This is a genomic window from Pseudarthrobacter phenanthrenivorans (assembly GCF_000813845.1).
GTDB lineage: Bacteria > Actinomycetota > Actinomycetes > Actinomycetales > Micrococcaceae > Arthrobacter > Arthrobacter phenanthrenivorans_B.
The window spans coordinates 1-448 of sequence record NZ_JWTB01000065.1; the positions used below are offsets into that span (position 1 = coordinate 1).

The following is a 448-nucleotide window of genomic DNA, read 5'->3' on the forward strand; positions in this document are numbered from 1 at the left end:
CACGGACAGGTAATTCTGCCCGGCAGGGCTGTAGATCTTCGCCGTCGGGAAGAACGCGTCCATGCCGAACGTGCGTGACTCGTCCGGCACGATGGGCACAATCCGGTTCCCGAACTTCTTGTCGCGAAGCAAATCCTTGAGCAGCCTGACGAATGCCATGGTGGTGGCCGCCTGCTGCTTCCCTGACCCGCGCTTGGCCACCTCGTAGGACTTCGCGTCCGGCAGTTCAACGGCCTGATGCCCGGAACGCCGTTCAGGAACGGATCCTCCGAGGGCCCTTCGGCGTTCAAGGAGGTACGCAATCTCGGGCGCATCAAATCCCGGGTGGAAGTAGGGAGGCCGGTACGGATCGGCATCGAGTTGTTCATCAGAAATGGGAATGCGCAGGTAATCCCGGAAGTCCTTGAGGTCTTCGACCGTCAGCTTTTTCATCTGGTGGGTCGCGTTG

At 60.5% G+C, this 448-nt stretch carries 1 pseudogene; it reads right to left on the minus strand.

Annotation, left to right across the window (positions count from 1 at the left end):
- Positions 1–448: pseudogene (locus tag RM50_RS20045) on the minus strand (pyruvate dehydrogenase (acetyl-transferring), homodimeric type); the annotation flags it as partial.